Annotated in this window: 23 protein-coding genes, 1 tRNA gene and 1 pseudogene; 10 read left to right on the forward strand and 15 right to left on the reverse strand. The window is 58.6% G+C overall.

Features of this window, described 5'->3' with window-relative positions:
• Positions 1 to 108: 108 nt before the first annotated feature.
• Positions 109 to 1,131: a ketol-acid reductoisomerase gene (gene ilvC / locus ACZ1HA_RS01775; RefSeq protein WP_375228659.1), complete on the reverse strand. Its 1,023-nt coding sequence runs from the start codon at positions 1,129 to 1,131 to the stop codon at positions 109 to 111.
• A 137-nt stretch (positions 1,132 to 1,268) separates the two neighbouring features.
• Between ilvC and ACZ1HA_RS01780 the strand changes: the two genes are divergently transcribed.
• From ACZ1HA_RS01780 to ACZ1HA_RS01790, 3 genes are all read left to right on the forward strand, one after another.
• The gene (locus ACZ1HA_RS01780; RefSeq protein ID WP_375228658.1) at positions 1,269 to 1,724 is read left to right on the forward strand and encodes an Lrp/AsnC family transcriptional regulator; all 456 of its coding nucleotides are present in this window, start codon (positions 1,269 to 1,271) and stop codon (positions 1,722 to 1,724) included.
• Positions 1,721 to 2,182, forward strand: coding sequence for an Lrp/AsnC family transcriptional regulator (locus ACZ1HA_RS01785; RefSeq protein WP_375228657.1), 462 nt, complete (start codon positions 1,721 to 1,723; stop codon positions 2,180 to 2,182). Before ACZ1HA_RS01780 ends, ACZ1HA_RS01785 begins: the two co-directional genes overlap by 4 nt.
• A gap of 122 nt (positions 2,183 to 2,304) precedes the next feature.
• Positions 2,305 to 3,432, forward strand: a complete 1,128-nt coding sequence (locus ACZ1HA_RS01790) for an aminotransferase class V-fold PLP-dependent enzyme (RefSeq protein WP_472712632.1) — start codon at positions 2,305 to 2,307, stop codon at positions 3,430 to 3,432.
• Here the strand turns inward: ACZ1HA_RS01790 and ACZ1HA_RS01795 are convergent.
• The 3 genes from ACZ1HA_RS01795 to ACZ1HA_RS01805 form a co-directional block, all read right to left on the reverse strand.
• Positions 3,425 to 4,624: a UbiH/UbiF family hydroxylase gene (locus tag ACZ1HA_RS01795; RefSeq protein ID WP_472712633.1), complete on the reverse strand. Its 1,200-nt coding sequence runs from the start codon at positions 4,622 to 4,624 to the stop codon at positions 3,425 to 3,427. The two genes, ACZ1HA_RS01790 and ACZ1HA_RS01795, sit on opposite strands and share 8 nt — an antisense overlap.
• Positions 4,625 to 4,680: 56 nt before the next feature.
• Positions 4,681 to 4,929 (reverse strand): hypothetical protein, encoded by a 249-nt coding sequence (locus tag ACZ1HA_RS01800; protein WP_375228654.1) that lies wholly within the window; start codon positions 4,927 to 4,929, stop codon positions 4,681 to 4,683.
• Between the two features lie 83 nt (positions 4,930 to 5,012).
• Positions 5,013 to 5,657 carry a pyrimidine 5'-nucleotidase gene (locus ACZ1HA_RS01805; RefSeq protein ID WP_375228653.1) on the reverse strand — a complete coding sequence of 215 codons (645 nt, stop codon included), beginning with the start codon at positions 5,655 to 5,657 and terminating at the stop codon, positions 5,013 to 5,015.
• Positions 5,658 to 5,761: 104 nt separating this feature from the next.
• On the opposite strand from ACZ1HA_RS01805, the gene ACZ1HA_RS01810 reads away from it, so the two are divergent.
• Positions 5,762 to 6,415 carry a GntR family transcriptional regulator gene (locus ACZ1HA_RS01810; RefSeq protein ID WP_472712634.1) on the forward strand — a complete coding sequence of 218 codons (654 nt, stop codon included), beginning with the start codon at positions 5,762 to 5,764 and terminating at the stop codon, positions 6,413 to 6,415.
• 9 nt (positions 6,416 to 6,424) lie between these two features.
• Here the strand turns inward: ACZ1HA_RS01810 and ACZ1HA_RS01815 are convergent.
• Positions 6,425 to 8,462 (reverse strand): annotated as a pseudogene (locus ACZ1HA_RS01815) (glycosyltransferase family 2 protein).
• A gap of 91 nt (positions 8,463 to 8,553) precedes the next feature.
• Complete coding sequence (gene carA, locus ACZ1HA_RS01820) at positions 8,554 to 9,714, reverse strand: glutamine-hydrolyzing carbamoyl-phosphate synthase small subunit (protein WP_472712635.1); 1,161 nt, start codon at positions 9,712 to 9,714, stop codon at positions 8,554 to 8,556.
• A gap of 208 nt (positions 9,715 to 9,922) precedes the next feature.
• On the opposite strand from carA, the gene ACZ1HA_RS01825 reads away from it, so the two are divergent.
• Together ACZ1HA_RS01825 and ACZ1HA_RS01830 are read left to right on the forward strand one after the other, a co-directional pair.
• Complete coding sequence (locus tag ACZ1HA_RS01825) at positions 9,923 to 10,381, forward strand: GatB/YqeY domain-containing protein (protein WP_472712636.1); 459 nt, start codon at positions 9,923 to 9,925, stop codon at positions 10,379 to 10,381.
• A 41-nt stretch (positions 10,382 to 10,422) separates the two neighbouring features.
• The gene (locus ACZ1HA_RS01830) at positions 10,423 to 11,112 is read left to right on the forward strand and encodes a phosphotransferase enzyme family protein (RefSeq protein ID WP_472715265.1); all 690 of its coding nucleotides are present in this window, start codon (positions 10,423 to 10,425) and stop codon (positions 11,110 to 11,112) included.
• Here the strand turns inward: ACZ1HA_RS01830 and ACZ1HA_RS01835 are convergent.
• From ACZ1HA_RS01835 to ctaD, 4 genes are all read right to left on the reverse strand, one after another.
• Positions 11,109 to 11,591, reverse strand: coding sequence for a DUF2244 domain-containing protein (locus ACZ1HA_RS01835; RefSeq protein ID WP_472712637.1), 483 nt, complete (start codon positions 11,589 to 11,591; stop codon positions 11,109 to 11,111). The two genes, ACZ1HA_RS01830 and ACZ1HA_RS01835, sit on opposite strands and share 4 nt — an antisense overlap.
• Before the next feature lie 92 nt (positions 11,592 to 11,683).
• Complete coding sequence (locus tag ACZ1HA_RS01840) at positions 11,684 to 12,250, reverse strand: hypothetical protein (protein ID WP_472712638.1); 567 nt, start codon at positions 12,248 to 12,250, stop codon at positions 11,684 to 11,686.
• Positions 12,250 to 13,722, reverse strand: coding sequence for a hypothetical protein (locus ACZ1HA_RS01845; RefSeq protein ID WP_472712639.1), 1,473 nt, complete (start codon positions 13,720 to 13,722; stop codon positions 12,250 to 12,252). Before ACZ1HA_RS01845 ends, ACZ1HA_RS01840 begins: the two co-directional genes overlap by 1 nt.
• Before the next feature lie 244 nt (positions 13,723 to 13,966).
• A complete protein-coding gene (gene ctaD / locus ACZ1HA_RS01850) occupies positions 13,967 to 15,637 on the reverse strand; it encodes a cytochrome c oxidase subunit I (protein WP_375228647.1) in 1,671 nt (556 codons plus the stop codon).
• A gap of 276 nt (positions 15,638 to 15,913) precedes the next feature.
• On the opposite strand from ctaD, the gene ACZ1HA_RS01855 reads away from it, so the two are divergent.
• Entirely contained in the window at positions 15,914 to 17,041 is a 1,128-nt protein-coding gene (locus ACZ1HA_RS01855; RefSeq protein WP_472712640.1) for a sensor histidine kinase, read from the forward strand.
• A 14-nt stretch (positions 17,042 to 17,055) separates the two neighbouring features.
• Entirely contained in the window at positions 17,056 to 17,478 is a 423-nt protein-coding gene (locus tag ACZ1HA_RS01860; protein ID WP_375228645.1) for a response regulator, read from the forward strand.
• A 2-nt stretch (positions 17,479 to 17,480) separates the two neighbouring features.
• On the opposite strand, the gene lipB is transcribed toward ACZ1HA_RS01860, so the two are convergent.
• Complete coding sequence (lipB, locus tag ACZ1HA_RS01865; protein WP_375228644.1) at positions 17,481 to 18,197, reverse strand: lipoyl(octanoyl) transferase LipB; 717 nt, start codon at positions 18,195 to 18,197, stop codon at positions 17,481 to 17,483.
• Between the two features lie 80 nt (positions 18,198 to 18,277).
• Here lipB and ACZ1HA_RS01870 point away from each other — a divergent pair.
• Together ACZ1HA_RS01870 and ACZ1HA_RS01875 are read left to right on the forward strand one after the other, a co-directional pair.
• Positions 18,278 to 18,363: transfer RNA gene (locus ACZ1HA_RS01870), tRNA-Leu, on the forward strand.
• Positions 18,364 to 18,681: 318 nt separating this feature from the next.
• Entirely contained in the window at positions 18,682 to 19,383 is a 702-nt protein-coding gene (locus tag ACZ1HA_RS01875) for a hypothetical protein (protein WP_472712641.1), read from the forward strand.
• A gap of 94 nt (positions 19,384 to 19,477) precedes the next feature.
• On the opposite strand, the gene ACZ1HA_RS01880 is transcribed toward ACZ1HA_RS01875, so the two are convergent.
• The 4 genes from ACZ1HA_RS01880 to ACZ1HA_RS01895 all read right to left on the reverse strand — a co-directional run bounded on the left by ACZ1HA_RS01880 (position 19,478) and on the right by ACZ1HA_RS01895 (position 23,121).
• Complete coding sequence (locus ACZ1HA_RS01880; RefSeq protein WP_472712642.1) at positions 19,478 to 20,110, reverse strand: transglutaminase-like cysteine peptidase; 633 nt, start codon at positions 20,108 to 20,110, stop codon at positions 19,478 to 19,480.
• Positions 20,111 to 20,522: 412 nt separating this feature from the next.
• Complete coding sequence (locus ACZ1HA_RS01885; protein ID WP_375228587.1) at positions 20,523 to 21,458, reverse strand: AEC family transporter; 936 nt, start codon at positions 21,456 to 21,458, stop codon at positions 20,523 to 20,525.
• A 56-nt stretch (positions 21,459 to 21,514) separates the two neighbouring features.
• The gene (locus ACZ1HA_RS01890) at positions 21,515 to 22,315 is read right to left on the reverse strand and encodes an MBL fold metallo-hydrolase (RefSeq protein WP_375228586.1); all 801 of its coding nucleotides are present in this window, start codon (positions 22,313 to 22,315) and stop codon (positions 21,515 to 21,517) included.
• On the reverse strand, positions 22,315 to 23,121 hold the full coding sequence (locus ACZ1HA_RS01895; protein WP_375228585.1) for a TatD family hydrolase: 807 nt from the start codon (positions 23,119 to 23,121) through the stop codon (positions 22,315 to 22,317). The genes ACZ1HA_RS01890 and ACZ1HA_RS01895 overlap by 1 nt, the downstream gene beginning before the upstream one ends.
• Between the last annotated feature and the right edge of the window lie 21 nt (positions 23,122 to 23,142).

A 23,142-nucleotide genomic window follows, 5' to 3' on the forward strand; every position in this document is an offset into this window, starting at 1 on the left:
GCATTACTGATCCGGAGCGGGATGGGTGCAGTGCCCGGGAAGCCACGCGGCCCCCGGACACCTGCATGAGCGAAAGGCGGCCCGATGGATCCACCGGGCCGGCCATCATCAGTTCTTGGATTTGTCGACCATTTTGCCGGCAGAAATCCAGGGCATCATGCCGCGCAGTGTTTCACCTGTTGCTTCGATCTGGTGTTCGTCGTTGATACGGCGGGTCCCTTTGAAGAATGGCTGACCAACAGCGTTTTCTGCCATGAAGTCACGCACGAATTTACCGGTCTGAATGTCTGTCAGAATGGCTTTCATCCGGGCCTTTGTCTCGTCATAGGGCAGAACGCGCGGGCCGGAGACATATTCGCCGTATTCCGCAGTGTTCGAGATCGAGTAGTTCATGTTGGCGATGCCGCCTTCATAGATCAGGTCAACAATCAGCTTCACTTCGTGCAGGCACTCGAAATAGGCCATTTCGGGTGCGTAACCGGCTTCGACCAGTGTTTCAAAGCCCATGCGGATCAGTTCGACGAGACCACCGCAAAGAACCGCCTGTTCGCCGAAGAGGTCGGTTTCGCACTCTTCACGGAAGTTGGTTTCGATGATGCCCGAGCGGCCGCCGCCGATGGCGGAGCAGTAGGACAGACCGATTTCAAGCGCGCGGCCGGAGGCGTTGTTGTCCACAGCTACGAGGCAGGGCACGCCGCCCCCTTTGGTGTATTCACCGCGCACGGTGTGGCCAGGACCTTTGGGCGCCATCATGATGACGTCGACGCCTTCTTTGGGCTCGATCAGACCAAAGTGAACGTTCAGCCCGTGTGCGAATGCGATTGCAGCACCTTCACGGATGTTGTCATGCACATAATTTTTGTATGTTTCAGCCTGCAGCTCATCGGGCATTGTGAACATGATGAGATCGGCCCAGGCTGCCGCTTCGGCGATACCCATAACCTGAAGGCCTTCGCCTTCGGCTTTGGCGGCGGATGGCGAGCCTTCACGCAGGGCAACGGCCAGGTTTTTCGCGCCGCTGTCCCGCAGGTTCAGCGCATGTGCGTGCCCCTGGGAGCCATAGCCCAGAATGGCGACTTTCATGTCTTTGATCAGGTTAACATCGCAGTCGCGATCATAATAAACGCGCATTCCGGCGCTCCTCTTCCAGATGTGAATTCTGAGGCGAACATAAAGCGCTTCCCAGCTCTGGAATACTGTTGAACCTGAATAAATTCTCAGTAAAAGTGCCGCAATTATTCGCATAGTGACAATAAAACGAAAATATCATGCTTGACGATCTCGACAGACGCATTCTGCGCCATTGGCAGGCAGATCCAGCGCTCAGCCCTGCAGAGCTTGCAGAGCGCTGCGCGGTGACGGCTGGCAAAGCATCCCGCCGTATTGCGCGGATGCAGGATGACGGCGTCATTTCCGGCGTAGGTGCGATCGTTGACTGGGCGGCTCTGGGTTACAGCGTCGAAGTATCCCTGCGGGTTACGCTCGACAAAACCGTGGCACGGTCGTTCGATGATTTCATTGCCGCAGCCCGCGAGGTGCCGGAAGTGACCGAAATTCAGACTTTCCTGGGCAGGGTGGATGTCAGGCTGAACATTATTGCACGGGACATGGCGGATTATCAGGAGATTTACCGCAGTCGCGTTCTGACCCTGCCGCATATCGCTGACATCGAAGCGCTGATGCTGGTGGCGCGGATCAAGGCTGAGGAGGCGCTGCCGCTGTGACCGAACTTGACGACACCGACCACGCCCTGATCCGGGCTCTGGCCCGCGATGCAACGCAGAGCGCGGGTGTGCTGGGGCGCCGGTTTGGCCTGTCACAGCCAGCAACATGGCGGCGTATCCGCAAACTGGAACAGGCAGGTATCCTGCGCGGTCGTCAGCTGCGTCTCAATGCAGAGAAGCTCGGGTTTGGCGTTACGGTCTTTCTGGGTGTGAAACTGGCAACAAAGGGGCGGGTCAGTCTGGATGATTTCGAACGGGCGGTGACGGCCATTCCGGAAGTCCAGCGCGTTGAGCACGTCCTGGGGCTGTACGATTACCGCCTGCGCGTAGTGGCCCGTGATCTGTCAGATTTCGAACGCGTCTTGCGCAGGCGCATCATGACGCTGCCCGGTGTGGGTGATGTCGAAGCAAATGTTCTGCTGAGTGAAGAACAGCGTCCCGGCCCGCTGGGTTTGTAAAGGAAACGCGGGTTTCCGATGAACGGCGCGGATATGTATCTGTGCTGCCTGTATACATAAGTAGACTTTGCCAACCGATGGCCGGCAGGGTACCTCTGTGCCAGCAAACGGGAGGTTCTCACATGGCAGCATTGCTCGATACAGTTGATCCGGAGGGGCTTGAGGAGTTTTCTGTGGTCTTCACGGACCGCTCGCTGAATTCAATGAGCAAGACATTTCAGCAGGTCATGAATGACATGTCCTCGATGCTCAAAGAGGTTTATGCCGCCGATGCCGTTGCGGTCATCCCGGGTGGCGGCACCTATGGTATGGAGGCCGTCGCGCGCCAGTTTGCGCGGAATGCTGAAGTGGTCGTGGTCCGTAACGGCTGGTTCTCCTATCGCTGGAGCCAGATTTTCGAAACAGGCGGGCTCACAGCAAACACCACCGTTCTCAAGGCACGTCAGACCGGCAATGCCAGCCCGTCTCCTTTCGCGCCCGCGCCGATTGAAGATGTCAAAGAAGCCATCGCATCCCAGAAACCTGCCGTGGTTTTCGCACCGCATGTGGAGACCAGTGCTGGGGTGATCCTGCCGGACGATTATATCGCGGCAATGGCGCAGGCCGCGCATGACGTCGGTGCCCTCATGGTGCTGGACTGTATCGCCTCGGGCTGCGCCTGGGTGAACATGCGCAAACTTGGCGTGGATGTCCTGATCTCGGCGCCTCAGAAGGGCTGGTCCGCCTCGCCTTCTGCGGGTCTGGTGATGATGTCTGACCGGGCCGTCAGCCGGCTGGAAGAGACAAATTCCGACAGCTTTGCCATCGATCTTGGCAAGTGGCACAGCATCATGCAGGCCTATGAGAATGGCGGTCACGCCTATCACGCCACGATGCCAACGGATGCGCTGCGAGCGTTCCGGGATACGATGCTGGAAACGCAGGAATACGGTTTTGAGCGTCTGAAGGAAGCGCAGTGGAAACTGGGTGATGCCGTCCGCGGTATGCTCGCCGTAAAGGGCGTGGTTTCCGTGGCGGCCGAAGGCTACGGCGCGCCGGGTGTTGTTGTCAGTTATACCTCTGACCCTGATATTCAGAATGGCAGTAAATTCGCCGCGAAAGGTATGCAGATTGCGGCGGGTGTGCCGCTGCAGTGTGACGAACCGGCTGATTTCCGAACCTTCAGGCTGGGCCTCTTTGGTCTGGATAAACTCTATGATGTGGACGGTACGCTGGCGCGTCTCGGCCGCGTGCTGGACGAGGTTATCTGACCCCGAGCCCCATCTGCATCAGGGTTTTGCGCACGGGTGCGATCGCATATAGCGCCTGCAGTCCGGCAGCGCGTGCGTCTCTCAGCGCAGGGGTGCTCACCTGGCTGGCACGGTTCAGCAGATCAATGCCCTGCACCCGAAGTGAAATATCGGAATAACGTGCTTTGTGGTAGGCATCCAGCATCACCCGGTCCCCAAGGGTGTCCGGGCTCTTGCTGGCCAGGTCGAGCAGTGTTGCGGTGTCAGCGAGGCTCATGTTGAGGCCCTGCGCCCCGATCGGCGGCACAACATGCGCAGCCTCGGCAATGAGAGCGGTCCGTTCTGCTGCCAGCCGGTCTGCTTTCTGACTGATGATCGGCCAGATCGTTCTGTGCGAAGCCAGCGTCAGCGGGCCGAAAAGGTGACAGCTGCGCTCACTCATCGCGGTTTCAAACGCGGACACCTCCATCCCGAACCTCGTTTGAGCCAGTGGGCCGTCATCCATCCACACAACTGCGGAGGAGGGCTTTCCGTCGAGATCCGGCAGAGGCACCAAAGTAAAAGGTCCGCCCGTGCGATGGATCTCTGTCGAAACATTTTCGTGCGGTTCAGGGTGCGTAACCGTAAAAGCCAGCGCCTTCTGGCCGTAGCGCCGTGTGCTCACGCCGATACCGGCAGCCTGCCGGACGGGTGAGTGGCGACCGTCTGCCGCGATCAGCAGACGCGCGTGTATCCGGGATTTGTCACTCAATGTGATCCGCGCGCCGGTTTCGCGGGTGAACACAGATTGTGTCGCTGTGCCTGGCCTGAAATCGACGGTTTCTAGCGCATCAAGGCGGCTGACCATTTCGCGCCGCAGCAGCCAGTTGGGGAAATTCCAGCCAAAGGGCTGTTCCGAGATGTCGGCTGCCCTGAATTCCCTCGTCAGGCGTGCCTCTGCCGTCTCGCCGCCCGCATCAACAATGCGCATAATCTGAAGTGGAGCCGCGTGTGGTGCCAGCGCCTCCCAGAGCCCTGCGGCTTCGAGCACCCGGCGCGCGGGCTGCAGCATAGCCGTGGAGCGCATGTCTGCAGCAGCATTGTCACGTTCGGTGACCGGCGGTGCAGGATCCACACAGACCACGGAAAACCCCGCGCTGCCACATGCAGCCGCAGCGGTCATTCCAGCGATGCCGCCGCCTGAAATCAGAATGTCACAGGATATGTCTGTCATTTTGTGTCGTCCATTGCGGGCACCCTAGTCGCCGCAACAATCCTTGACCAGACGGGTCATCCCCAGGTGATCATCAGCAATAGGACAAAGATGACGGGCACCAGTGCGAGGGCAGGCAGATACAGCCCGGGCAAACCAAAGATCAGGGCAGATGACATCCAGCTGCTGAAGAAAAAGATCAGGGCGAACCAGACGTTATTCTGGTCCCCGAATGTCACGTCGCGCGCAATCCAGCCAATAACGGGGATCGCGAAAAGAAGGCGTTGCCAGAGCGGCAGGGCAGGCAGATGTGTGGCAAGAGCCATGTCGTAAGCACTCCAGTTGAATATCCATTTCAGATGGGGTGCAGCGGGCACAAAAACAGGTGCCCGATTGTCGCATCCGTCCGTCAGTTAAGGGCGTTAAGGAATCTGTTCAGATCATCCGTGTGGAACTGGATATGTGGCCCTGGCGCGCGTTCTGCTGCCACATGCACCGTGCGCATGCCCATCGCATGGGGGGCTTTAAGATTACGTGAATCATCCTCAAACATCGCTGCATTTTCTGGCGCCAGACCGTCCTGCGCGAAAACCTTTTCGAATGCCTGTACTTCAGGTTTTGGCAGATAATCCGCATGTTCGACCCCGTACACGGCATCAAAAATCCCGCCAAGGCCGCGGGCCTCCAGCACCCGCTGCGCATAGGGTGCGCAGCCATTTGTGTAAACGATACGGCGGCCGGGAAGATTGCGGATCAGGTGAGCAAGTTCAGGGTCAGGTTGCAGGCTGTCCATGGGAATGTCGTGCACATCCTCCAGGTATGGCTCCGGATCCACATCGTGTTCGCGCATCAGACCGGCCAGTGTTGTCCCGTGGGTTGCCCAATAGAGTTTGCGCAGCCTGTCGGCCTCGGCACGGTCAACCGACAGGGTCTCCATCACCCAGCGCGTCATCCGGACCTCAATGAGGTCGAAAAGCCGCGCAGACGGCGGATACAGGGTGTGATCCAGATCGAACACCCAGGTCTGAACGTGAGAAAAGGCTTTCTTTGGCATGGCTCTGAGATACATCCATCAGCACATTGTGCAAGAGCAGACAGGCTTGCCTGTCCGGCATTCAGATCGTTAAGGTGGGCAAACCACTTTGGAAAGAGGCACTTATGGCATTGCAGAAACCCTCCCAGACGGATGCCTATTCCATGATACTGGAGGCCATCGACCTTGGTGTTTACCGCCCGGGTGACAGGCTTGTGGAAAGCGAGCTTGCCGAGCGTTTTGGTGTGTCCCGCACGCCGATCCGCGAAGCGCTGCAACGTCTGGAGACCCAGTCACTGCTGGCGCGGGATGGCCGGAGCCTCATTGTTGCTTCTCTGGACCATAACCAGATGGCTGAGCTCTACGTGGTACGCCGTGAACTGGAAGGGCTTGCCGCACGGCTGGCAGCGCAGCACGCTACCAGCGAAGAGGTGCGCATTCTGCGCGATATGGTCGAGGAGGACAACGCGCTGACGCACAATCCCGCAGCCCTCTCGCGGGCCAACCGGCGCTTCCACAAACAGATCCATCTGGCGTCCCACAACCGCTACCTAGTACAGCAGCTGGACCTTGTGCACCGCACCATGGCGCTTATGGCGACGACATCTCTGGCGGCTCAGGGCCGTGGGGAGATTGCGCAGGCGGAGCATGACAGAATTGTCCGTGCCATAGAGGAGCGTGATGCGGACGGGGCGGATGAAGCCTTGCGCGAGCACATTTCCGTGGCCTTCATGACCCGTCTCAAGCAGGACGCAACCCAGCGTCAGGACGAATCATGACGATCCCGTTCAGGGATTGCTGACCGGCCGGCTGACCCCATGCTGGGTTTTGTCCCAGTAAAAAGGCGCCCGCACCAGTTCCCACAGCGCTTTATAGGCCGCCAGTGTGCCAAGGGTGAAATAGAGGCCCATGGTCGGTACAAAGGGCATCAGGTGCTGCCTCGGCTTGTCAGACGTCGCAATCAGGCCTGCACCGAGTGTCAGCACAGAAGACAGAATAAACAGCGCGATCATACCGGTGACAGCACCGGTGCCGAGCGTGTCAGAGATTGGATGACCGAAACCGGCGAGCACGAGCCAAAAGGTCCATAGCACAGGGGCCAGGGCGAACTGCGCAACGGTCGCAAAAAAGAGGGTCTGCACGCCAAGAAACCTTGCCGTGCCGAGGTCCCGCCATAGCTGGCCCGGGTTTCGCATGTGGACGCAGTATGTGATCAGAAACCCCTTGAGCCAGCGGGACCGCTGGCGCACCCATGGCCAAGCGCGGCTTGTCGCCTCTTCATGCGTGACCGTGGGCAACAGTTCGGTGACGTAGCCGTGACGTGCCAGACGCAGGCCGAGATCGGCGTCTTCCGTGACGTTATGGGCGTCCCAGCCACCCAGATCCTCAAGCGCGCGCCGCCGGAAGAAGAGGGTGGTACCGCCCAGCGGTACGACGAGGCCCATGCGCGCGATACCGGGCAGGAATACGCGCCACCAGGTGGCATATTCGATGCAGAAACAGCGGGTCAGCCAGTTTGAGCGCGCGTTGTAGTAGTCAAGAACGCCCTGCACGCAGGCGGTGTTGGGGGGCATTCCGGAAATGCGTCACCACTTTTTCGATCTGATCCGCCTCAGGCCAGTCTTCAGCATCCCAGACACCAATGATCGACCCGCGACAGAAATCCAGCGCGTAATTGAGCGCCCTCGGTTTGGTTGTCAGCGTGCCTGCTTCGGGCACTTCGATGACCCGCATCCACTCCGGGAGTTCCGTTTTCGCAATGGTTTCGCGCGTCAGCGAATCTCCGGCCTCCAGCACCAGCACGATTTCGAGCAGTGATTTTGGATACGTCAGTCCGGACAGGCGCTGGATCAGCTGGCCGGCAATTTCACGTTCCCGCAGCAGCGGCACAAGGACGGACACGCGCGGCATACGAAACCGGGTCTCTCCGGCATTGATCGTAGCCAGACCGCGCGATCCGATGGTTTGTGTTGCTCCGGTAATGCGCAGTGCTGCGTCAGCCCGCAAACCGCCCAGGATGACCAGTTCGTCTTTGGGCTTTGCCGGGGCTTTCGGGGGTTTGACCCGCTGCAGCAGGCGTGATGAACCCAGTCCTGCGATCTTCTTCGGAAGTGCCGCAGGTGTCAGATGCGCGGCAAGGGCCACGAGCTTCAGGACGGTTGTCATCAGAAGCGTAACTGTAGCGAAGAGGGTAAGTGCTGTGACGAGCAATGCAGGCGCGGTCATCGCAAGTGCTGCTGTCAGCACAAGAGCTGCTGAGCACCACCGCGAACGTGCTTTTCCTGACGCTTCCCACCCCCGGCAGCTTTCCCGGGCCGGCACGCGCTGGGCGGCTTCTGCGGCAAGTTCCGGGCCGTAGAGATGGCTGATGCGGGACTGGACTTCAGCCTCTTCCAGAATGACAGGAAAGAGATTTTTCCCGCGTGGCCCCAGGGCCTGCTGAAGCTGCGAAAAGGCATCAGGACTGCTTGTCGCCACCTCCACGCCGGAAGGGCTCTCGCGCCATGGCACAACCCCATAGCGCAGGCAGAGTGAAGCGGGCAGATGCCGTGCGAGATCAGGCGCAGGCAGGTTACGGCTGGGATCGGCTTCTTCTGTTCCTGCCTGAAAGGCCAGCGCGGACAGAACCTCCTGCCTGCTGACCAGGCCTTCGGCTACAAGGATATCCCCAAGGGGCGCGTCGATGCGCTGCTGAAGTGCCAGCGCATGTCTGAGATCATCCTGCCCGATGGCACCCTGGTCCAGCAGGACCGACCCGACAGGCGCACGGGGCACGCCGGGATGGGTGCGCTTTGGCTTTGCCAGTCGCAGGTCAAAGTCGTTCATCGGTCAGCCCGGTTCAGGAATACCGGCCGAAACTTTCAGATCATGGTTAAGGATCTGTTAAAACGACATCTTTCAACCCATGCGGGAGCGCTCAGGCCGCCCGCTCTGCCATGGCACGCGCAAAGCGCTCAAAGAGATAGTAACTGTCCTGAGGACCAGGGCTGGCTTCGGGGTGGTGCTGGACGGACCAGACGGGTCTGCCGTCAACACGGATACCACAGTTTGACCCGTCAAAGAGTGATGTGTGCGTTTCGACAACACCATTCGGCAGTGTCTGGGCATCAACAGCAAAGCCATGGTTCATCGATGTGATTTCGACCTTGCCGGTGTCATGGTCCTTGACCGGGTGGTTGGCACCATGATGGCCGTGGTTCATTTTGATGGTCTGTGCGCCAAGCGCCAGTGCCAGCATCTGGTGGCCGAGGCAGATACCAAAAACGGGAAGATCAGTTTCGTCCAGCACCTGCCGGATCATGGGCACGGCGTAGTTCCCTGTGGCAGCCGGATCGCCCGGGCCATTCGACAGAAAAACACCGTCCGGATTATGTGCCATAACCTCCTCGAAACCCGATGTCGCGGGCAGGACGGTCACATCACACCCGGCGCTCGCAAGGCAGCGCAGGATGTTGCGTTTCGCGCCGTAATCCAGTGCTACCACCTTGTGTACCGGGTTTTCCTGAGGGCTGTATCCGTCCGGCCAGGCCCACCGCATTTCGTTCCAGCGGTATGACTGCGCACAGGTCACTTCCTTTGCGAGATCAAGACCTTCCAGACCTGAGAAGTCGCGGGCTGCAGCGACCAGGGCCTCGACATCAAAATTTCCTTCCGGGTCGTGCGCCAGCGCCACATGCGGCGCACCGGATTGCCGGATCGCGCGGGTCAGCCTGCGGGTATCGACACCGCCCAGTGCGATACGCCCGCGCGCGGCCAGCCATTTGTCCAGGTCCTGAACGGAGCGCCAGTTCGAAGGATCTGTTGGCATCCATTTGACGATCATACCGGCGGCCACAGGATCACCTGTTTCGTCGTCCTCCGGGTTCACCCCGACGTTCCCGATATGGGGAAACGTGAAGGTCACGATCTGTCCGGCATACGACGGGTCTGTCATGATTTCCTGATACCCGGTCATTGCCGTGTTGAAGCAGAGCTCGGCCACGGTCTGGCCGGTGGCCCCGAACCCGTGACCATAGAACAATGTCCCGTCGGCAAGAGCCAGACATGCGGTGGGGCGGTCGGGCGCAGCGGGGGTCATGGGCGGTCCTTTCGGCAAAAGGCTGGGGCAAAATCTGGCGGAAACTAGTCCCGGTGCACGATACGGTCAAGGGCGATTGCAGGCGCTTTACCCGCTATCTGACGTCGCGGCGTTCGGAGGAGGGGTGGTTGCAGCGGCGGGTGCCTTTAGATATGGTCCGGCGCTGGAGCACAGCCACGTCAAGTGGCCTCACCAGAAGGACAGATCAATGGACCTGCGCACCAGGATTTCCGCCGCGCTCAAGCAGGCGATGAAAGATAAGGCGGCCGAACGCCTGTCCACGCTGCGGCTGATCAACGCCGCGATAAAGGACAAAGACATTGCTGCCCGGGCGGAAGGCAATGACGAAGGCGTGGGCAATGATGACGTGCTCGCGATCCTCGGAAAGATGGCCAAACAGCGCACGGAAAGTGCGCGGGCCTATGAAGAGGGCGGACGGCTTGATCTGGCGGAGCGCGAACGCGGCGAAATGACGGTTATCGAAGAATTCCTGCCGAAACAGCTCTCTGAAGAAGAATCCGCAGCAGCTGTGGATGCGGCTGTTGCCGAAATCGGTGCGGAGAGTATCCGGGACATGGGCAAGGTGATGGGGGTTCTTAAGGGCCGTTACACCGGTCAGATGGACTTCGGGAAGGTCGGCCCGATGGTCAAAGAGCGGCTGTCCTGATCCCGGATCTGCCGCTGGCATGCTGGGGGCTGTCGGGCAGCATTTCTGAAGTTGAAAGCGGCAACCGGAACCGGGTTTTCCGTCTGATCACCGCGGATGGAACATCCTTTGCCCTCAAATCTACACAGCACTGTGAGGCGTCTCTGGCATGGCTCGGTGCTCTCCACGCTGCCGCCCGCGGTGCGGGTTTGCTGGTGCCGGGGTATATGACTGCCCGGGACGGTGCGCTGAACTGCCACGGCTGGACCTGTGAGCCCTGGGTGGAAGGTAAAGGCTTTGAGGCCGGTGACCTGGCTATGGTCCGGGATCGGGTGCGCCAGTTCCACAGGCTGAGCGACTCTGTACCACGCAGACCCGGGGTCGCAGGCGCGGCGGACATCGTGCACGGCAACGCGCCGGGTACGGTTTTTCCGGATGATATGCCGCCGGACGTGGTTGAGCGCTGTCTGCTGTCATGGCAGGCCGTGTCAGGTAACCCGGTTGGTGTGGTGCACGGGGATATCAACGCAGGCAACCTGATCTGGTCAGACGGCGGTGTGCCCGTCCTTATCGACTGGGACGAGGCGCGCCGTGACTATCTGTTTTTTGATGACATTCAGGTGACGCCACCAACAGGCGGGAAGAACCCGGAACAGTTACGCGCCGCACTGGCGTGGGAAGTTTTTGCCTGTTGGCATGCCGAACCGGAACGGGCAGGCCATCTGGCGGACGATCTGCTCAATGGTGACTAACGCAGCCAGGCCCGCTGCAACTCATCGTACAGCGACACACGTTCTTCTTCGCTGAGAAAAGCCCCGATTTCTACTTCCCGGCCCATGCCTTTAAGGGTGACGTACTGCGGCACAGGACCGTCTTTCTCGTATTTGGTAATCGTCGTCCAGTAGCGGTTGCAGTCCCACGCCTGTACCTGTCCCGAGGGTTCCGTGCGCACCAGTTGCGCGTCTTCTTCTCCCAGTGTCAGAACTTCGGTGATCTGCCGGGACCGGTGGTTGCGCTGAAGCGCAAAGTAAATCGCCCAGACAGCGGCCAGAAGAAACGGCAGCAGCCCCCAGAGGATGGGTGATCCCAGCAGCGGAAGTGTCGGAATGCAGATCAGCGTAAATGTCGAAAGCACGAATGCCGCCATCCCCCGTGCGGGCAGGGAATTATGCGGCCAGAGCCGCAGCGTCTGAGGCGTTTCGCCGGGTTCTGATGTCCACTGGTACGGCATCTGAAATGGGTCCACTTGTTGGTATGACCAGTATCGCCACGCGGACCTAGGAGGGCAATGCGGCAGCATCCCGCAGGCCCGGTGAACGCGTACTACGGTGCAAACAGCCGCTGCAGAGTTGGTTGATCGGGCAGGCCACTTTCGGTAACGCCGATGCTGCGCTGATACGCTTTCAGACCAGCAATCGGGTCATCCGTAACGTTGTCTGAAAAACCTTTGTCCGCCAGGCGCTCGCGGATCCGGGCAAGCACGTCAGGATGGACAAGAATGACCTGTTGCCCGTTTGAAACTGCGACGGGTTCAGCCCCTTCGCGCAGGGCATCGGGCTGCAGAAATCCGGTCAGCTGTTCCAGCGCGTCTATCAGCCTGTCATCCGGCCGCGCCGTGCAATAGGCCCTCAGTTGCGCCACGACATATTCCACGGACTGCCACGGCGTCAGGTCAAACACACCGGGCGTGAGTTTTGCGTGTGCGGCGAACCAGCCTTCGGAAAACGCGGCGATCGCAAAGAGTGTTTCGCTGCCGGGCCCGGCTGTTGTCACAGCGTTGCAGGCGAGGCTCGCCGGATAGCCGGCTGCAAAGCGACCTTCACTGTCAGCTGCAGCGAGCGGAAAAGCCAGCGCAGCGGCGACCGCTGCGCTGGAGAGGATTGCCCGCATCAGGCTTGTCTGCGCCGCATCAGGCCCAGGCCTGCAATACCGCTCAGCAGCATCAGTGCAGGAAGGGGCAGCGGAACGGCAGACATGCCCGGTCCGGCATTCGGATCAAAAAACTCGACGGTTGGTGTCTGTGTCAGGAACACACTTCCGGACACCCCTGCGCCCGGGATAATGCCTGTGAGGAATGCGAGCGGATCTGTGGGATCAATCAACAGATTGGGGTCAATGCCACGGAGCTCGACACTGAACACCGGCCCCTGAACCAGCGGTTGACCCTCTGTATCCAGCAGGTCCGCAAAGACGAGGCGCTCGCCTGTGTTGATGTCTACCGAGAATTCTTCGCCATCTGCGGTAAACACGATGGTGTAGTCGTTCGGGTTCGGAACGTCGCCAAACTCCGGCGCTTCGATGCCAGCGATCTCAAACAGATTTCCGTCACTGTCTTCGATTGTATAGACGTAGCCAGTGGCCACATCCGGGTCGATCCAGATTGGCTCGAGCGGATCATCGCTTTCTGGGATGGTCACTGCAAAGTTGTAAGTGGGCGTGCCTGCGTCATCGACGACTGTTTCCACGGGAAGAAGCGGCGCATCTTCGAGGCCAGTGGGCACCGATTCGGAGCTCAGGACAGTTTTGGACGCGTCCAGTGTGCCCTGGATCTGGAATATCCCCAGCTGGGTTCTGTTGCCGTCACTGTCCGGGTCGCTGACAAGCGTCTCCTCGAGTTCGAAAATCCGGGTGAAACCATCATTGAAAAGCGCTTCATACAGCGCGTTTTCGTCGTCTTCGAGACTACTAAACCAGTTTTCCTCGCCGGCGTTTAGATTTGCAAAGAAGAAGCCGATGCTTCTTTCTTCATTGCCTTCAGTGATGACTTCATTGCTGCCGAAAGCAACAATATCGCCTGTTGTACTGTCACCGATGCTGATATCGTCTCCTGATCCCATCACCGTGTAGTCAAAGAGGCCGTTGACCGTTTCCAGGACGCCGCCGTCACTGTCCTGCAAAACGGCGTCAATGGACGTATAAAACAGCTGATTTTCGGTTGGCTCATCACCGTCCCCGGTGCCCAGTACTGCATTCTTGTCAAACGCCTCAGTGTCGAGGGTCACGGTGAAAGTGATCGCCGAGAAGGGATTAAATTGCTGATCCAGCGCCCACACGTTGTCACCGCCGGTGACCTGAGACTCAAAAGTCGCGCCGCCGTTGGGTTCGTCGTTTTCAAAGATGCTCTGCAGTTCGCTGTTCACCGCGGCATCGAGAGCTGCGCGATCTTCGGGCGAGAGGTCATCGGTGTAGATGGCGCCATCGCCGGGAAAGAGAAAACCCGAGACATCGTCATCGGCGAAGTTGTCGTCCGGTGTGAAGCGGAATAGCAGGTTATCATACGTCAGCTGGAGCTGGATTGTTTCGGCGGAAACAGTGGTCGCCGAAAGCGCGGTTGCGCAGACAAGCAGTGGAAGTCTTTTCATGAAATCGTAGTCCCTCGTATTTATGTAAAATTCGTACCGCCAGCTCCGGGGCGGATCAAGGAAAACAGCGTCCTGCGGCCCGGAAAATACTTGTGGTTGAAGGGCTTATTCACAATTTGTCTGCACGCGCCGGATTGTTTGAGTTCTGGAAACAAAACCCTGTCTGTTCTGACGTAATTGCATCAAACGGCAACAAAAAAAGGCCCCGGAAATCCGGGGCCTTTGATCCGTCAGGCGACTCGCTTCAGTGCGCGTGCTTGTTGTCCCATTCTTCCTGCTTGGGCAGGATTTCGAAGGTGTGCTCGGGCGGTGGGCTGGGCAGGGTCCATTCGAGTGTGTCCGCATATTCGTTCCACGGATTGTTCTCCTTGGCTTCCTTGCCCTTGCGCACGGCGTAGAACATCACGCCGAAGAAGAAGACAAAGGACGCGAAGCTGAGGAACGCACCAAGGCTCGACCACCAGTTCCAGTAGGCGAAGGCCTCAGGATAGTCGATGTAGCGGCGGGGCATCCCCTGGCGGCCCAGGAAGTGCTGCGGGAAGAACGTCAGGTTCGCACCGATGAAGAACGCCCAGAAGTGCAGCTTGCCGGCCCACTCAGGGTACATTCTGCCGGTCATCTTGGGGAAGTAGAAGTAGATCCCCGCAAAGATGGCGAAGACCGCACCCAGGCTCATCACATAGTGGAAGTGCGCCACCACGTAGTAGGTGTCGTGGTAATAGCGGTCAACGGCTGCCTGGCTGAGTACGATGCCTGTGACCCCTCCGACGGTAAACAGGAACAGGAAGCCGAAAGCCCAGAGCATTGGTGTTTTGAACTCAACCGATCCGCCCCACATGGTGGCGATCCAGCTGAAGATCTTGACGCCTGTCGGCACCGCGATGACCATAGTGGCCAGCATGAAGTAAGCCTGTTGATTGAGGCTCATGCCGACAGTGTACATGTGGTGCGCCCATACAACGAAGCCGAGTGCGCCAATGGCGATCAGCGCCCAGACCATCGGCAGGTAGCCAAAGACCGGTTTGCGCGAGAACGTTGCGATCACGTGGCTGATGATGCCAAAGCCCGGCAGGATAACGATGTACACTTCCGGGTGTCCGAAGAACCACAGAATGTGCTGGTACAGGACCGGGTCACCACCGCCTGCGGGATCAAAGAAAGTGAACCCGAAGTTGCGGTCCATAAGCAGCATGGTGATTGCACCCGCCAGAACCGGCAGGGACAGAAGGATCAGCCACGATGTGACAAAGATCGACCATGAGAACAGCGGAACTTTAAAGAGCGTCATGCCCGGGGCGCGCATGTTCAGGAAGGTGGTGATCATGTTGATGGCGCCCAGGATGGAGGACGCGCCGGAGACGTGCACCGCGAAGATCGCGAGGTCCATCGAGAAGCCGCCCTCATTGGTCGACAGCGGCGGGTAGAGAACCCATCCAACGCCCGAACCTGCCTGATCGTTGCCACCCGGTGCGAGGACCGAGCAGACCGCCAGCGAAGTACCCGCGACGTAGAGCCAGAAGGAAAGGTTGTTCATCCGCGGGAACGCCATATCCGGCGCACCAATCTGCAGAGGCATGAAATAGTTGCCAAATCCGCCGAAGAGCGCGGGAATAACAACAAAGAACATCATCAGGATGCCGTGGCCCGTGATCAGCACGTTCCAGAGGTGCCCGTTTGGTGTACAGGCAGCATCGCTCGCCATCAGGCGGGCGCCTTCCATACACATGTACTGAACACCCGGCTCCATGAGCTCGAGGCGCATGTAGACAGTGAACGCAACCGATATGAAACCGGCGAGCGCGGAGACGATCAGATAAAGAATACCGATGTCTTTGTGGTTGGTGGACATGAACCAGCGCGTGAAAAAACCGCGCTCGTCATGGTGATCATGGCCGTGGATGGCTGCGTCTGCCATGCTCTTGCCTCCTGACAGTAAGTTTGGCGCCACAGCGGTTCCCGGGCTGTGCGCAGATTCCCGTCGTTTCTAGAGGGAGTTGGCGACAGGAGCAATGATCGTATTGACGCAGCCAGGAAATTTATCTGCCCGTGCGGGAGCGGCTTCCGGCCAGGTGGAAATTCGCGCAAATCTTTATCTGCGGCAGTGCGCGTTCACAGTGTGTTAACACTCCGGCGTCATGATCCGGAAGCAGCCAGTTTTTGCGCGCAGCAGGAGCACAGGAAAGTCGCGTATATGCCCATCGCTTCAGTCTCTGATACGACAGGCCGCATCGCCCCGGTCAACGCAGAAAGTCCGGACTTTCTGCGCCGGATGGCCACGCTGGTGCCGGGTATCATCTATATCTTCAACCATCAGTCGATGAGCAATGAATACTCAAACCGGTCAATCGCCGAACTTCTTGGCTACAGCCAGGAGGAAGCCATCGACATGGGTGATGCTCTGATGACGACAATCATGCATCCGGAAGAGCTGCAAAGGATCGGAAATCATTTGGAAACGCTTTCCCGCAGTGCGGATGGCGTGCAGCACCTTATTGAATACAGAGCGCGGAGCAAAACTGGCGATACAGTTTGGCTCCGCAGCATTGATACACCGTTCGACCGCGATGTGGATGGGTCTTTGCTGCGTCATATCGGCATTGCCATGGACATCACGGCACAGAAAAATGCCGCGGAAAGGCTGAGAAAGATCAATCGTGAACTTGAGCAGCTGACATATGTGGCAACGCACGATCTAAAGGGGCCGGTCACAAACATGGCTTCTCTGCTCCAGAGTATCGCACAGCGCAGTGATGACCTGCCGCCTGCCTACTCCGAAACGCTCGAGCTGATGATGGAAGTCTGTCAGCAGGCGAACAGCAAGCTCAACACGCTGGTGCGCGTATCAGAAGCGAGTACCGGACAGTTCCCCCTCACCGAACCTGTGAATATTGGCGAGGCATGCGCCTCTGCGCTGGAAGAACTGAAGGGCGACATTGATCGCCTTGGTGCGTGGGTCGTTACTGACCTCAGGGCGTCGGAGGTCTCATTTGTACCGGGTGCGCTGCCTGAAATAGTGCGGGATCTGGTCCACAACGCGCTGATCTACTGCCCGGAAGGGCAGTCGCCGGAAATCACGATCAGATCGCGGAAGCATGAAGGCACCACCCGGCTGGAGATTGCGGACAATGCGGGAGGCCTCGATCCGGAGCGGGACCGGGATAAGGTTTTCAGCCTGTTTCAGAGGGCGCATGCTGAGCCGCCTGGCGATGGCGTGTCCCTCTATGTTGCAAGGCGTCTTATGGAGCGTATCGGCGGATCAATTGAGCTGTCCCCGGATGCATCCGGAGGCTCCGTTTTCTCGCTCGTTTTCCCCCATTGACCAGGTTTTGCGAAGTGACAGAAAAGAAACTGAAAAAAATACTTCTGGTAGATGATGACCGCGTCACAAACCTGCTGCATGAAAGGCTTATCAGCAAGGCAAGCGTCGCTGAGCACGTCGAAGTCGAAACCGACGGCGCGGCCGCGCTTGAGCACCTGCAGCGCGTTGACCGCCATGAAACAGATGCGCCGGATCTGATTTTTCTGGACATTAACATGCCCCGTATGAATGGTTTCGAGTTCCTCGACGCCTACGGCAAACTGCCCGCCACGCAGCGTAACCGCCACATGATCGTCATGCTGTCCACGTCTGAGTTGCAGCGTGACATGGCGCGCGCCGAGGCCGATCCCAACGTGCACCGTTTTGTCCCGAAACCACTTCAGCAGGACGAACTGAGGGTTCTGGTGTCAGAATGCCAGGCTGGCCGCGCTGGCTGAGTTCACGTGGCAGGCGCGAGACCGTCAGACGACTGATCTTGAAATACTTCGCTGAATGTTGTGCGCAGAGCGACGTCCAGATCGTCCATCGTGACTGGCAGCCCCAGATCAACCAGGCTGGTCACTCCGTGTTCACTGATCCCGCAGGGCACGATCCCGCTGAAATGGGACAGATCGGGGTCCACATTGATCGACAGACCGTGAAAACTGACCCACTTGCGCAACCGTATGCCAATTGCAGCAATTTTGTCTTCGGCAACGTGGCCGGAAGCGGTTATTGGTTTTTCCGGTCTTTCAACCCAGACGCCGACCCGTCCATCCCGGATATGCCCGGCGACATTGAAGGTCTGCAGCGTAAGGATTACCCATTGCTCAAGATCCTGCACAAACCGACGCACATCACGGCCACGTTGATCGACGTCCAGCAGCGTATACACAACGCGCTGACCGGGACCGTGATAGGTGTATTGTCCGCCGCGCCGGGTGTCATAAACCGGAAAACGATCAGGATCAGTCAGGTCTGCTGCGCGCGCTGAGGTGCCGGACGTGTAAAGCGGCGGGTGTTCTACGAGCCAGATACACTCACTTGCCCGGCCGGCGGCAATGTCCGAAGCACGCTGTTCCATCCAGGCCTCGGCTTCCCGGTATCCGGTGAGCCCTTCTGATATCTGCCATTCAACCATCCTGATCCGTTTAGCCCGCGGTGTTGCCCTGCGCAATCAACCGGAAAGGTCTGAAATCAAAAATTTGGCTCTTCACAATGTGTCGGTGCCGCTGTAAAGACCTCTCACCATTCAGTGCGGATGTGGCGGAATGGTAGACGCGCAGCGTTGAGGTCGCTGTGGGGTAACACCCGTGGAAGTTCGAGTCTTCTCATCCGCACCATTTTTCCTGCATTTTCAGTTCAATCGCGTCTTCGCGAAAACCGAACCATGTGCGGCCGTACGAAGCTTGTTTTGCAATCACGGCCAACTCTGTCCTGGCCTGGTGAGTCGCGTCGGACTGATGGTTAAAATTTGACCGAGCTTTCAACAAAAACGCCATGGATCACTAACTGTTCAGTGAGCAGAACCGAAATGACACATTCCCGTCATAATTGACCTGAAAATAAGGCATTCCGTAGACATTTTTGGAACAGTTTGGCAATAGTATGGCAGCTTAATGGTAAGAAGCAGCACGATTTGGGGCTGCAGAGGTTATGGAATGAAACTGAAAACACTTCTGACTACGTCATCCTTCATCGTTTTTTCTTCAGTTTTGGGTGTCGCAACCACACAAATGGCGGCGGCGCAGCAAACTGGAGAGTTTGAGAACAAGTGTTCTATTCGTGAAACGAGGAGCGCAGTTGAAAACGTATCGATTGATGCTCTCTGCAGCTGCGATGCTATTACCACTGGCTTCATTCGGTTTATCCAGCGCCACAACAACCTGGTGGAAGTGCTTGAGGGAACCGGGGAGAGTTGCCCGGGACTGGCGCTGCTTCTATCAGATGCTCCAACTGCAAGTATCGCCCCTGCGGCCGAGGAGCGTCCTGATTCTGCTGAGGACAGGCAGCAGGAAGCCGAACAGGCCGCCGATCAGGGTGGGTCCGGTGGCGATGGAACACCCGGTAGTGACGGAACGCCTGGTGGTGACGGAACGCCTGGCGGCGACGGAACGCCTGGCGGCGACGGAACGCCTGGCGGCGACGGAACACCCGGTGGTGACGGAACACCCGGTGGTGACGGAACGCCTGGTGGCGACGGAACGCCTGGTGGCGATGGAACACCCGGCGGCGACGGAACGCCTGGTGGCGACGACAGCGGTACATTCGGCGATAACGACGACGATAACGACAATGACGATAATGATGACGGTGACGGCGTCGGCGGCGGCGGCGAAGGTACGAGCGGAGGTTTCGGCTGAGACGGGACGGAACTTCCAGAAAAAATGAATTCTGACCAAGAACGGCCGCGATACCTTTCGCGGCCGTTTTTCATTTACGTAAGCTCTCTGCGGGTCAGGCCCGGATCAGCAATCCGACCCAGGCACCGGCTTTGTCCGGGCTCTGCATGCGCAGGAAAGTGTAGCGTGTCTCTTTCCAGGGCTTAATCCGGTCCGTCAGGTTGTCGAGCACATAATCGCCCGTGTCCGCCCGCAGAACCAGAACCGCATGGCTGTTGCCGCGTGTGTCCAGCACGGTCGTCAGCAACAGCCTTTCGGGTGCAATCCCGGAACGGATCAGCTCTTTCTTTTTCAGCAGAGCAAAATCCTCGCAGTCTCCGCGGAGGGAATCTGGGAGTGTCCAGTATTCTTCTTTACTGTACTGCGACAGGTCGGTGACTTCCCGGATCTGCCGGTTGACGCGGCGGTTCACGGTCTGAACCGTCTTCAGGTCCTTTTGTGTCAGGGCCTTAGTTGAGCCCGAATGAGCGCAGGCCCAGCTGTACTTGCCACACAGATCACGCGCGCCACTTGGGGGGGCGATCGCCATTTTGGCACGGAGAAAAGAGTCACTTCCTGTAGCCTGAGCGCTCTGCGGTGCATGTAACATGCCCGCGGCAACCACCAGCGCTAAGACTGCGCTGGTTGCCAGACTGCGTCGATCCCCACCGATGCCATTTCTGCGTGCGTTCCAGAGTTGAATAGCCATTTGGAAGGCCTCGTATTGTTTTCGTTCCCGCCAGCCTCCTCCGGGTGCAGCATGTCAGTTCCGGAGCGTCTGACTGTACCCGTTATGAGCGTTGAGCTTGGCGAACATTGGGCTCAAATTGGGCGTTGAGGTAACTATTCATTAAAAACCCGACCCAAATGCTGTGCCCACAGGGGGCAATTGTGGCAGCATTTGTGCACTTCAGCCAAGGTGCAGAATGTCAGAAAATTCAATATGACTGTCCCTTTTTGCAGTAAATAAAGTACTAACCGACAACGCAACAGCCTGTTTGCGCCGCATCGCCGGCCAAAAAGCGGCGATATCTTGCCGACATGCTGCGGTCACATTTCGGATGCGATCGCGTCGTTTTTTGCACAGGCGCGCCTGATGCTGATTCTGCCGCGGACCGGGGTCAGACTGTTGCCAGTAAATACAGCCAGACCCAGACCGTCAGAATAGACGCTGCGGTCGCAATCAGAACAGAAGAAGCCGCCACGCGTTTGGCCCGCCCGTACATATTGGCGAAAATGTAGGCGTTGAACCCCGGTGCCATGGATGCTGTCAGCACACCTGACCGGAAAGCGTCGCGTGGCACGTCCTGAACTGAGCCGAACATCCAGAAGAATGCGGGGTGCAACACAAGCGCAATGACGCACACCATGGCGATAGCCCTGAAGTCGCCTTCTGGCCTGTATTGGAACAGAACACCCCCAAGCGCAAAGAGTGCGGCGGGCAAGGCCGCGCGGACGATCAGAGACAGTGCATCGTCCACCACGCCGGGCACTGCGAGTCCGGTCATGTTCACGATAAAACCCAGACCGATGGCCAGAACGAGTGCGTTGCGGAACATTGCCCTGACGACGGAACGTGCCATAACAGCGGGCGATTGGCCTCTGTTGCGGGTTATCTCCATTACGGTAATGCCCAGGCCGTAGCAAAAGGGAGAATGCAGAGCGACAATGGCGAAATTCCCGGTCAGGGCCTCAGCGCCATAGGCGCGTTCGGTGATCGGCAGGCCCAGGAGCACTGAATTGGAAAACAGGCAGCAGAACCCGATGGCAACGCAGTCTTCCCACTCTCGTCTGAACAGCACGCGCGCGCCGACCATCCCCAGAAAAAAACATATCGCGGCACCCGCATAAAAAGATGTGAGCAGGCCAGGGTCGAAAGAGGCAGACAGGTCCATGTGAGCGATGGCCTGAAACAGCATACAGGGGATGGCGAAGTTCTGCGTAAACCGCATGACGCCATCAATTCCTTCAACAGGGAACAGATTGCGCCAGACGGCAGTATACCCGAACCCGATGACGAGAAATACGGGCAGAATGACGTCCAGTAGCGTTTGCATCGGTGGCCTTCAGCGCCAGCAATCGGTGCTGGCAGGAAATGAGTGCCCGCAGCGTGTCAGGGCGTATCGAATGTCAGCCGCTGACCGTCATAGGCGGGCTGAACGTGATCCGGGGTCTCGCCTGAAAGTGTTTCGTAGTCGAGATCAATGTGCATATTTGTCAGGACCGCCTGACGTGGTTTTACGCGTTCAATCCAGCTCAGCGTACGATCCAGGTGTGCGTGTGTCGGATGCGGTTCGCGCCGCAAGGCATCAACAATCCAGCAATCAAGGTTGTCGAGGTGATGCCATTGGTCATCAGGGATTTCCGCCACGTCGGGCAGATAGGCGACGTCGCCGATCCGGAAACCCAGGGCGTCCATTCCACCATGCGCGACCAGGAAGGGCGTGAACCGGATCGTTCCACCATCGCCATCAATTTCAACATCCCCTTCGATCAGGTTCATGTTGAGGATGGGCGGGTAGGTCGAGCCTTCGGGTTGCACGAAGGCATAATCGAAACGGCTCATGAGCGCATCGCGGGTGGGCGCATCGGCCCAGACCGGAAGGCGCGCGCGCATGTTAAATACGATCATGCGCAGATCGTCGATACCATGCACGTGGTCTGCGTGTGCGTGTGTATAAATTACGGCATCCAGCCGGCCGGTCCCGGTTCCGAGCAACTGGTCCCGGAGGTCCGGCGAGGTATCAATCAGCACTGTGGTTGTGCCATTGTCACTGGTGCGTTCGACCAGCAGCGAACACCGCCGCCGCCTGTTGCGGGGATTGTTCGGATCGCAGTCGCCCCAGTGACCGCCCAGCCGCGGGACACCGCCTGATGATCCGCACCCCAGAATGGTGAACGTGGTCTGCGCCATTATGCAGCGGCCTCCCACGAAAGCACCTTGCTGAAGAGCCGTTCGAAGTTTGCCTCGGTCTGTGCTGCGAAGTCGGGGTAGCTCATGCCCATTGTCTCTGCAGCCCGGCGCGCGGTGTGGGCGGTGTAGGCCGGTTCATTTCGCTTGCCACGATAGGGCGGTGGCGCAAGGTAAGGGGCGTCCGTCTCGACGAGAATGCGGTCAGCCGGTGCCGCCGCGAAAATTCCCCGCAACTCTTCGGATTTGGGGAACGCTGTGATGCCGGACATCGAAAGATAAAACCCGAGATCAAGCGCAGAACGCGCAAGCGCCTCTGAGGAAGAGAAACAGTGCATCACGCAGGAATACGCACCATTCGCGTATTCGTCCCGCAGGATGGCGGCCATGTCCTCATCTGCGTCACGGGCGTGTATGATCAGGGGCAGACCGGTGTCCCGCGCTGCACTGATATGAATGCGCAGCGAGGTTTTCTGGATTTCTGAACTGTCTGCTGTGTAGTGATAGTCCAGCCCGGTTTCCCCGATGCCGACAAACTTCGGATGCTTTGCAAGTGCGATCAGTTCGTCCACCGTGGCAAGCGGTTCTTCAGCCGCACTCATCGGATGCGTACCGGCCGCATAGAAGACCGGATCATGGGCCTCTGCTATGGCGCGGACCTGTGGTTCATTCCGAAGCCGCGTGCAGATGGTGACCATCCGTTCAACGCCTGCGGCCGCAGCGTTTTCGATAACCTCCGGCAGCCTGCCGTCAAAGTCAGGAAAATCGAGGTGGCAATGGCTGTCGGTGATCCGGGGTGTGTCCGTCATGCCTGTCGTGGTGTCCGGGCC

Source organism: Roseobacter sp. S87, assembly GCF_055693285.1.

Bases quoted from the DNA above. Each gene is read 5' to 3' on its own strand.
- ACZ1HA_RS01790 (WP_472712632.1), top strand. From the start codon at position 2,305: ATGGCAGCATTGCTCGATACAGTTGATCCGGAGGGGCTTGAGGAGTTT.
- ctaD (WP_375228647.1), bottom strand. From the start codon at position 15,637: ATGGCAGACGCAGCCATCCACGGCCATGATCACCATGACGAGCGCGGT.
- ACZ1HA_RS01880 (WP_472712642.1), bottom strand. From the start codon at position 20,110: ATGGCTATTCAACTCTGGAACGCACGCAGAAATGGCATCGGTGGGGAT.
- ACZ1HA_RS01855 (WP_472712640.1), top strand. From the start codon at position 15,914: ATGCCCATCGCTTCAGTCTCTGATACGACAGGCCGCATCGCCCCGGTC.
- ACZ1HA_RS01800 (WP_375228654.1), bottom strand. From the start codon at position 4,929: ATGGCTCTTGCCACACATCTGCCTGCCCTGCCGCTCTGGCAACGCCTT.
- carA (WP_472712635.1), bottom strand. From the start codon at position 9,714: ATGACCCCCGCTGCGCCCGACCGCCCCACCGCATGTCTGGCTCTTGCC.
- ACZ1HA_RS01875 (WP_472712641.1), top strand. From the start codon at position 18,682: ATGAAACTGAAAACACTTCTGACTACGTCATCCTTCATCGTTTTTTCT.
- ilvC (WP_375228659.1), bottom strand. From the start codon at position 1,131: ATGCGCGTTTATTATGATCGCGACTGCGATGTTAACCTGATCAAAGAC.
- ACZ1HA_RS01810 (WP_472712634.1), top strand. From the start codon at position 5,762: ATGGCATTGCAGAAACCCTCCCAGACGGATGCCTATTCCATGATACTG.
- ACZ1HA_RS01840 (WP_472712638.1), bottom strand. From the start codon at position 12,250: ATGCGGGCAATCCTCTCCAGCGCAGCGGTCGCCGCTGCGCTGGCTTTT.
- ACZ1HA_RS01825 (WP_472712636.1), top strand. From the start codon at position 9,923: ATGGACCTGCGCACCAGGATTTCCGCCGCGCTCAAGCAGGCGATGAAA.
- ACZ1HA_RS01890 (WP_375228586.1), bottom strand. From the start codon at position 22,315: ATGGCGCAGACCACGTTCACCATTCTGGGGTGCGGATCATCAGGCGGT.
- ACZ1HA_RS01885 (WP_375228587.1), bottom strand. From the start codon at position 21,458: ATGCAAACGCTACTGGACGTCATTCTGCCCGTATTTCTCGTCATCGGG.
- ACZ1HA_RS01805 (WP_375228653.1), bottom strand. From the start codon at position 5,657: ATGCCAAAGAAAGCCTTTTCTCACGTTCAGACCTGGGTGTTCGATCTG.
- ACZ1HA_RS01835 (WP_472712637.1), bottom strand. From the start codon at position 11,591: ATGCCGTACCAGTGGACATCAGAACCCGGCGAAACGCCTCAGACGCTG.
- ACZ1HA_RS01780 (WP_375228658.1), top strand. From the start codon at position 1,269: ATGCTTGACGATCTCGACAGACGCATTCTGCGCCATTGGCAGGCAGAT.
- ACZ1HA_RS01845 (WP_472712639.1), bottom strand. From the start codon at position 13,722: ATGAAAAGACTTCCACTGCTTGTCTGCGCAACCGCGCTTTCGGCGACC.
- ACZ1HA_RS01795 (WP_472712633.1), bottom strand. From the start codon at position 4,624: ATGACAGACATATCCTGTGACATTCTGATTTCAGGCGGCGGCATCGCT.
- ACZ1HA_RS01895 (WP_375228585.1), bottom strand. From the start codon at position 23,121: ATGACGGACACACCCCGGATCACCGACAGCCATTGCCACCTCGATTTT.